Source organism: Amycolatopsis anabasis (genome assembly GCF_009765355.1).
GTDB lineage: Bacteria > Actinomycetota > Actinomycetes > Mycobacteriales > Pseudonocardiaceae > Amycolatopsis > Amycolatopsis anabasis.
In genome coordinates, this window is the sequence record NZ_VTHK01000033.1 from 75,551 (window position 1) to 81,929 (window position 6,379).

The window sequence follows — 6,379 nt, forward strand, 5'->3', positions numbered from 1 at the left end:
GCGCCCGCGGCGGAGGTACCTCCGGGTAAGGATGTTCCGGTTTATGCCGTTTCGAGCCGGAGGCGAGCGGTCAGCGCGTGGCCGTACATCAGCTCCGCGTCCGCGATGGCCGCGGTCGACGGGGCGATGAGCGTGCTGCCGTCCGGGGTGAGGCGCTGGTAGGTGACCGTTTTGAGGAACTTGCCCACCCACAGGCCGCCGGTGTACCGGGCCGCGCGCCCGGTCGGCAGGACGTGGTTGGTGCCGATCGACTTGTCCGAGTACGCGACCGTGGACTCCGCGCCGACGAACAGCGAGCCGTAGTTGCGCAGGTTCTGGAAGTACCACTGGTCGTCGGCGGTCTGCACCTCGAGGTGTTCCGGGGCGTACCGGTCGGAGATCTCGGCGGCCTCGGTCATCGAATCGGCGACCACGACCGTGCCGTGTTCGCGCCAGGCGGCCCCGGCGATCTCCTTGGTCGGCCACGCGCCCGCCAGCCATTTGTCCACTTCGGACAGGACGGCCTGGCCGAACGGGCGGGAAGTGGTGACCAGCAGGGCCGGGCTGGTGGGCCCGTGCTCGGCCTGCCCGAGCAGATCCGCGGCCACCAGTTTCGGATCGGCGGTCTCGTCGGCGATCACCGCGACCTCAGTGGGCCCGGCGAGCAGATCGATGCCGACCACGCCGAACAGCTGGCGCTTGGCCTCCGCCACGTAGGCGTTGCCCGCGCCCACCACCAGATCGACCGGCGGCGCGTCCTCGATCCCGAAGGCCATCGCGGCGAACGCCTGCACCCCGCCGAGGCAGAGGATGAGGTCGGCGCCCGCCAGGTCCATGGTGTAGAGCTGCGGCGAGTAGATGCCCTTGCCGTCGCGCGGCGGCGCGGTCGCGACCACCCGGGCCACCCCGGCGGCCTTGGGCACGGCGACGGTCATGATCGACGAGGCGATCAGCGGATAACGGCCGCCGGGGGAGTAGGAGCCCACCGCGCCGACCGGGATGTGCCGGTGCCCGAGCACCACCCCGGGCAGCGTCTCGACCTCCAGATCGGTGAGCGTTTCCCGTTGCCGTTCGGCGAAGTTGCGGACCTGGCCGAGGGCGAACTCCAGTTCGCGCCCGAGATCGGCGTCCATTTCCGCGCGGGCCCGTTCGATCTCGCTCCCCGGGACCACGAAGGACTCCGGGTCCCAGTTGTCGAACTGCCGCGAGTAGCGGCGAATCGCGGGCAGGCCTTCCTTTTCGACCTCGCTCAGGATCCTGCTGACGGTGGCGACGACCTCCTCGTTGCGCGCCGTTTCGTGCCGCCAGCCTTGTTTCAGGTATTCGGCCATGGCCCCTCTCCCTTGTTCTCTAATGCATCACCGTGCCCGCGGTGACGTTGATGTCCTCACCGGTGATCGCGGCGGCCTCGGCCGAAGCGAGGAACGCGACCGTGTGCGCCACGTCCTCCGCCGAGACGAACCGGCCGAGCGGGATCCCGGAAAGCAGGGCCTTCCGGGCGGTTTCGACGTCGGTTCCGGTCGCCTTCGCCTGCGCCTCGATCACCCATTCCAGGCGTTCCCCGGCGACGAAACCGGGGGACACCAGGTTGATCCGCACCCCGTGCGGCGCGAGGTCGAGCGCCGCGGTCCGGCAGAAGCCGAGCAGCCCGAGCTTGCTCGCGGCGTACGGGGAACGGTGTTTGAGGGGACGCTTGCCGGTCATCGACCCGATCAGCACGATCGAACCGCTGCCGCGTTCCACCATGCCCGGCGCGAACGCGCGCACGGTGCGGAACGCGCCGGTGGTGTTGACCGCGAAGGTCTCCTCCCAGCCGTCCGGGTCGATCTCCCAGACCGGCGCCGACGGCCCGCCGATGCCGCTGTTGCACACCACGATGTCCGGCACGCCGTGCCTGCTGTGGACCTCCTTGGCGAGATCGTCCACAGTGGAGGGATCGGTGAGGTCGATCCGCACGGCCGACCAGGCGGCGCCGATCGAGTCCAGCGCGATCCCGGTCACGCCCAGGGCACGCCGATCCCGGCCGGTGAGCACCACGGTCGCCCCGGCCCGGCCGAGCCGCAGCGCGATCACCCGGCCGATGCCCCGTCCGGCGCCGGTGATGACCGCGACCTGGCCGGTCAGATCCGTCCGCGTTTCGTTCATGGGGTGTTCTCCCGGTCTGCCGTCGTCCTGCGCACGATCAGCTCGTTGTGGAAGCGCTGGTGCACCAGCGCCCGTTCCGGTTCGGCGATGCGGGCGCGCAGCAGCGCCACCCCGGCCGCGGCCATGTCGGTGAGCGGCTGGCGCACCGTGGTCAGGCCGAAGGCGCCCCAGGACGCCATCGCGATGTCGTCGTAACCGACCAGCCAGGTGTCCTCGGGCACCCGGCGCCCGGCCGCGGCCAGCGCGTCCAGCGCGCCGAACGCGGACAGGTCGTTGGCGCAGAACACCGCGGTCGGCGGGCGTTTCCCGGCCCGCTCGAGGATGGACCGCAGCGCGGCGCAGCCGCCGTCGTGCGAGAACTCCCCGTCGGCGACGCAGGTTTCGGCGAGTTCGAGGCCGTGCTCGGCGCATCCGGCGCGGAACCCGGCCATCCGCTCGCGTGCGGTGCTGGCGCGTTCCGGCCCGCCGACCATCCCCACCCGGCGGTGCCCGGCGGCGGCGAAGTACCGGGCGACCTGCGCGGCGCCGTCGTGGTTGTCGCCGTCCACCTGGTCGCAGGGCAGGCCGCGGACCGTGCGGTTCACCAGGACGACCGGCGCCCGGCGGCGCAGCGCCTCCGCCAGCGGCGCCGAGTCCGCGGTCGCGGTGGTGAACAGCAGGCCGTCGATGAGCCGCTGGTCGATCGCTTCCAGGGCGGCGGACTCGCCGGGGCCCGCGCTTTCCCAGAGGATCATCCGCAGCCCGGCGCGGCCCAGTTCACCGCTGATCGCCTTGATCAGCTGGGGGTAGAACGGGTTGGTCACGTCGTCGACGATCAGGCCGACCGTGCCGGTGCGGTTGGTGCGCATGGTGCGCGCCGCGAAATTGGGCTGGTAGCCGGTTTCGGTGAGCACGCGCAGCACGCGCGCCCGGGTCTGCTCGCTGACCGAGTCGTGCCGGTGCAGCACCCGGGACACGGTCGCCTGGGAGACCCCGGCGAGCTTGGCGACTTCGCGAGCGGTGACCACCGGCAACCCCTCTTGTGCGGCTCGATGCTGCGTGGTTACGTATACATTCGCCAGCCGCCGCCGGGCTTGTCAAGGAGGTCGTCGTGGTGGAGTCCCCGCAGCGCGTCGGATCGGTGGCCGTGCTCGGTGCCGGCACCATGGGCCAGGGCATCGCCGTGGCGGCCGCGGCGGCCGGGAAAGCGGTGCGCGTGTACGACCGCGAGGACGTCATTCCCGTTGCGCTGCAAGCGATCGCGCGCCGGTTCACGGCCGCGGCCGGGCGCGCGCCGGGCGATTCGGTCACCGCCGCGGGCACCCTCGCCGAGGCGGTTTCCGGGACGGATCTGGTGATCGAGGCGGTGTCCGAGGACCTCGCGGTCAAGGCGGCGCTGTTCACCGAACTCGCGGGCTTGCTGCCGCCCGCGGCGATCCTTTCCACGAATACGTCTTCATTGCCGCTCGACGAACTGGCCGGGTCGGTCGGCGCCCCGGACCGCTTCCTGGCCACCCATTTCTTCAACCCCGCCGAACTCGTCCCGGGCGTCGAGGTCGCCACGACCGGGCACACCTCCGCCGCGGCGCTCGCCACGACCACGGCGTTCCTCACCGAGATCGGCAAGGAGCCGATCGAAGTCGGCGCGGGCGCGGGATTCGTCGCCAACCGGCTGCAGCTCGCGCTGTTCTGCGAGGCGGTGAACTGCGTCCGCGACGGCGCCGCCACCCCGGAACAGGTGGACGCGGTGGTGCGCCGGACGTTCGGCTTCCGGCTGCCCGCCTTCGGCCCGTTCGCGGTCGCCGATATGGCGGGCCTGGACGTCTACGCGAGCATCCTCGAGACGCTCGAACGCGCCTACGGCCCGCGGTTCGCCACCCCGGCGGAACTGCGGCACCTGGTGGGCGGCGGGCGGCTCGGGGTGAAGACGCGCGCCGGGTTCCGCGACTACAGCGAGGAGGAGGTGGCGGACCTGCTCGCCTCCCGGGACGAGCGGTACCGCCGCCTCCTCGACGCCGCTGGGTCGTGAGTGGCGAGGCCGGTTAGAACCGGTCTGAACACTCACGACCCCCAAAACTCGGCTCCCTCACGTGTGCAGGCTGCTCAGTACCGGTAGTGGTCCAGTTTGTACGGGCCCGCCACGTCGACGCCGATGTACTCGGCCTGCTCCTTGGTCAGCTCGGTGAGCCGCACACCGAGCGCGTCGAGGTGCAGGCGGGCGACCTTCTCGTCCAAGTGCTTGGGCAGCACGTAGACCTCGTTGCCGTAGTCACCGGGCTTGGTGTGCAGTTCGATCTGCGCGATCGTCTGGTTGGTGAACGAGTTCGACATCACGAAGCTCGGGTGACCGGTCGCGTTGCCCAGGTTCATCAGGCGCCCCTCGGACAGCACGATGATCGCGTGCCCGTCCGGGAACCGCCATTCGTGCACCTGCGGCTTGATCTCGATCTTCTTGATCCCGGGGACCTTGGCCAGGCCCGCCATGTCGATCTCGTTGTCGAAGTGGCCCACGTTGGCGACGATCGCGTTGTGCTTCATCCGCTTCATGTGGTCGGCCATGATGATGTTGAAGTTGCCGGTCGTGGTGATGAACAGGTCACCGCGCTCGACCACGTCGTCGAGGTGCACGACCTCGAGGCCTTCCATCGCCGCCTGCAGCGCGCAGATCGGGTCGATCTCGGTGACCACCACGCGCGCGCCCTGGCCGCGCAGCGATTCGGCCGCGCCCTTGCCCACGTCGCCGTACCCGCACACCACGGCGAGCTTCCCGCCGAGCATCACGTCGGTGGCGCGGTTGAGCCCGTCGACCAGCGAATGCCGGATGCCGTACTTGTTGTCGAACTTCGACTTGGTCACCGAGTCGTTGACGTTGAACGCGGGGAAGAGCAGCGCGCCGTCGCGGGCGAGCTTGTAGAGGCGGTTGACCCCGGCGGTGGTCTCCTCGGTGACGCCCCGGAGGTCGGGGATCATCCGGGTGAACCGCTGCCCGTCCCGTTCGAGGCTCGCGGCGAGCGTGGCCAGGAAGACCCGGTACTCCTCGTGGTCGTCGGCGGACGGCTGCGGGACCGCGCCCGCGGCTTCGAACTCGATGCCCTTGTGCACCAGCGTGGTGGCGTCGCCGCCGTCGTCCAGGATCGCGGTCGGCCCCTGGCCGCCGGAGAACTGGAAGAGCTGGTCGGTGCACCACCAGTAGTCCTCGAGCGTCTCGCCCTTCCACGCGAACACCGGGGTGCCCGCGGGCTTGTCCGGGGTGCCGTCCGGGCCGACCACGACCGCGGCGGCCGCCTCGTCCTGGGTGGAGAAGATGTTGCAGGACACCCAGCGCACCTCGGCGCCCAGCGCCACCAGCGTTTCGATCAGGACCGCGGTCTGCACGGTCATGTGCAGCGAACCGGCGATCCGCGCACCTTTGAGCGGCTGGGCTTCCGCGTATTCCCGGCGCGTGGCCATCAGCCCGGGCATCTCGTGCTCGGCGAGCCGGATCTGCTCCCGGCCGGCCGCCGCGAGTGCCAGATCGGCCACCGCGAAATCGATACCGTTGACGTTCTGCAGCTTGGAACTCATGAACTCCCCTTGGTTTGCGGGCAGGACGAAATACCCGGCGCGTGTCGCGGGACGCGCCGAGGTGCGGCGAATTCGCCTACGGGCTAGGCGACGCCGTTCGAGGAAGCGAGAGCAGACCGACTATCGGGTACTCGCACGAAAGTCACCTCCTGAATCTCAGGAGGCGCCCTTGAAACTTCGGGATCCGCGGCCGAGCGTGGCGGACCAGGTCCGTCGCAGCGCCTCTCGGCCGAGGCCGTGCCGGAGTGACCGGCCCCGCCAACGTACAACGGATCGCCGACCTCCGGCAAGACAGGGCGCGGACTCGGCGCTCACGACCCGGTGAAGCGGTAGTGGTCGATCGCGGAAACCGAGGCGGCCACCTGTTCGAAGGTGGGTACGGCCGCATCGTTGAACGCGATCGTGACGTCTTTCTTAGGAATGGTGAGGAAGTCGATTTTCACGCCCATCGCGTCGCCCACTTCGAGCAGGGCGAGTTTCCACTCGTCCAGATCGCCGTCCGGGCCCAGATGCTCGTGCCGGAAGACGCACCAGTTGCCGAGGAGCAGTTTTCCGGCGAGCTGGCGCGCGCCGTACACCATGTACGGCGCGGAGACGCGGTCCCCCATGACGTTTTCACTCCCATTCGCAAGAAGGCTCGAACGGAGTGTTTCGTGTTCGCGATCTGTTGACACAGGCAACCATCGTGTGAACCACACCTAGTGAATACCGA

The 6,379-nt window shown here is 69.9% G+C and carries 6 protein-coding genes and 1 riboswitch; of the genes, 1 reads left to right on the top strand and 5 read right to left on the bottom strand.

Annotated features, from left to right (window positions below; translation table 11 throughout):
* Window positions 1-41 precede the first annotated feature (41 nt).
* From hisD to FXO23_RS33895, 3 genes are read right to left on the bottom strand one after another with little or no spacing between them, the layout of a single operon-like run.
* Window positions 42-1,310: a histidinol dehydrogenase gene (hisD, locus tag FXO23_RS33885; protein ID WP_158889838.1), complete on the bottom strand. Its 1,269-nt coding sequence runs from the start codon at window positions 1,308-1,310 to the stop codon at window positions 42-44.
* Window positions 1,311-1,329: 19 nt separating this feature from the next.
* Window positions 1,330-2,124: an SDR family NAD(P)-dependent oxidoreductase gene (locus FXO23_RS33890; RefSeq protein WP_158889840.1), complete on the bottom strand. Its 795-nt coding sequence runs from the start codon at window positions 2,122-2,124 to the stop codon at window positions 1,330-1,332.
* Window positions 2,121-3,131: a LacI family DNA-binding transcriptional regulator gene (locus tag FXO23_RS33895; RefSeq protein ID WP_158889842.1), complete on the bottom strand. Its 1,011-nt coding sequence runs from the start codon at window positions 3,129-3,131 to the stop codon at window positions 2,121-2,123. Before FXO23_RS33895 ends, FXO23_RS33890 begins: the two co-directional genes overlap by 4 nt.
* Before the next feature lie 83 nt (window positions 3,132-3,214).
* Between FXO23_RS33895 and FXO23_RS33900 the strand changes: the two genes are divergently transcribed.
* A complete protein-coding gene (locus tag FXO23_RS33900) occupies window positions 3,215-4,132 on the top strand; it encodes a 3-hydroxyacyl-CoA dehydrogenase family protein (RefSeq protein ID WP_158889844.1) in 918 nt (305 codons plus the stop codon).
* Window positions 4,133-4,206: 74 nt separating this feature from the next.
* Here FXO23_RS33900 and ahcY read toward each other — a convergent pair whose 3' ends face one another.
* Together ahcY and FXO23_RS33910 are read right to left on the bottom strand one after the other, a co-directional pair.
* On the bottom strand, window positions 4,207-5,667 hold the full coding sequence (ahcY, locus tag FXO23_RS33905; protein ID WP_158889846.1) for an adenosylhomocysteinase: 1,461 nt from the start codon (window positions 5,665-5,667) through the stop codon (window positions 4,207-4,209).
* Between the two features lie 154 nt (window positions 5,668-5,821).
* Window positions 5,822-5,900: riboswitch (S-adenosyl-L-homocysteine riboswitch) on the bottom strand.
* Window positions 5,901-5,978: 78 nt separating this feature from the next.
* Window positions 5,979-6,275 (bottom strand): hypothetical protein, encoded by a 297-nt coding sequence (locus FXO23_RS33910; RefSeq protein WP_158889848.1) that lies wholly within the window; start codon window positions 6,273-6,275, stop codon window positions 5,979-5,981.
* Window positions 6,276-6,379: the final 104 nt, after the last annotated feature.

Coding starts and splice junctions, on each gene's coding strand:
- hisD (WP_158889838.1), bottom strand. CDS start 1,310: ATGGCCGAATACCTGAAACAAGGCTGGCGGCACGAAACGGCGCGCAAC.
- FXO23_RS33910 (WP_158889848.1), bottom strand. CDS start 6,275: ATGGGGGACCGCGTCTCCGCGCCGTACATGGTGTACGGCGCGCGCCAG.
- FXO23_RS33890 (WP_158889840.1), bottom strand. CDS start 2,124: ATGAACGAAACGCGGACGGATCTGACCGGCCAGGTCGCGGTCATCACC.
- ahcY (WP_158889846.1), bottom strand. CDS start 5,667: ATGAGTTCCAAGCTGCAGAACGTCAACGGTATCGATTTCGCGGTGGCC.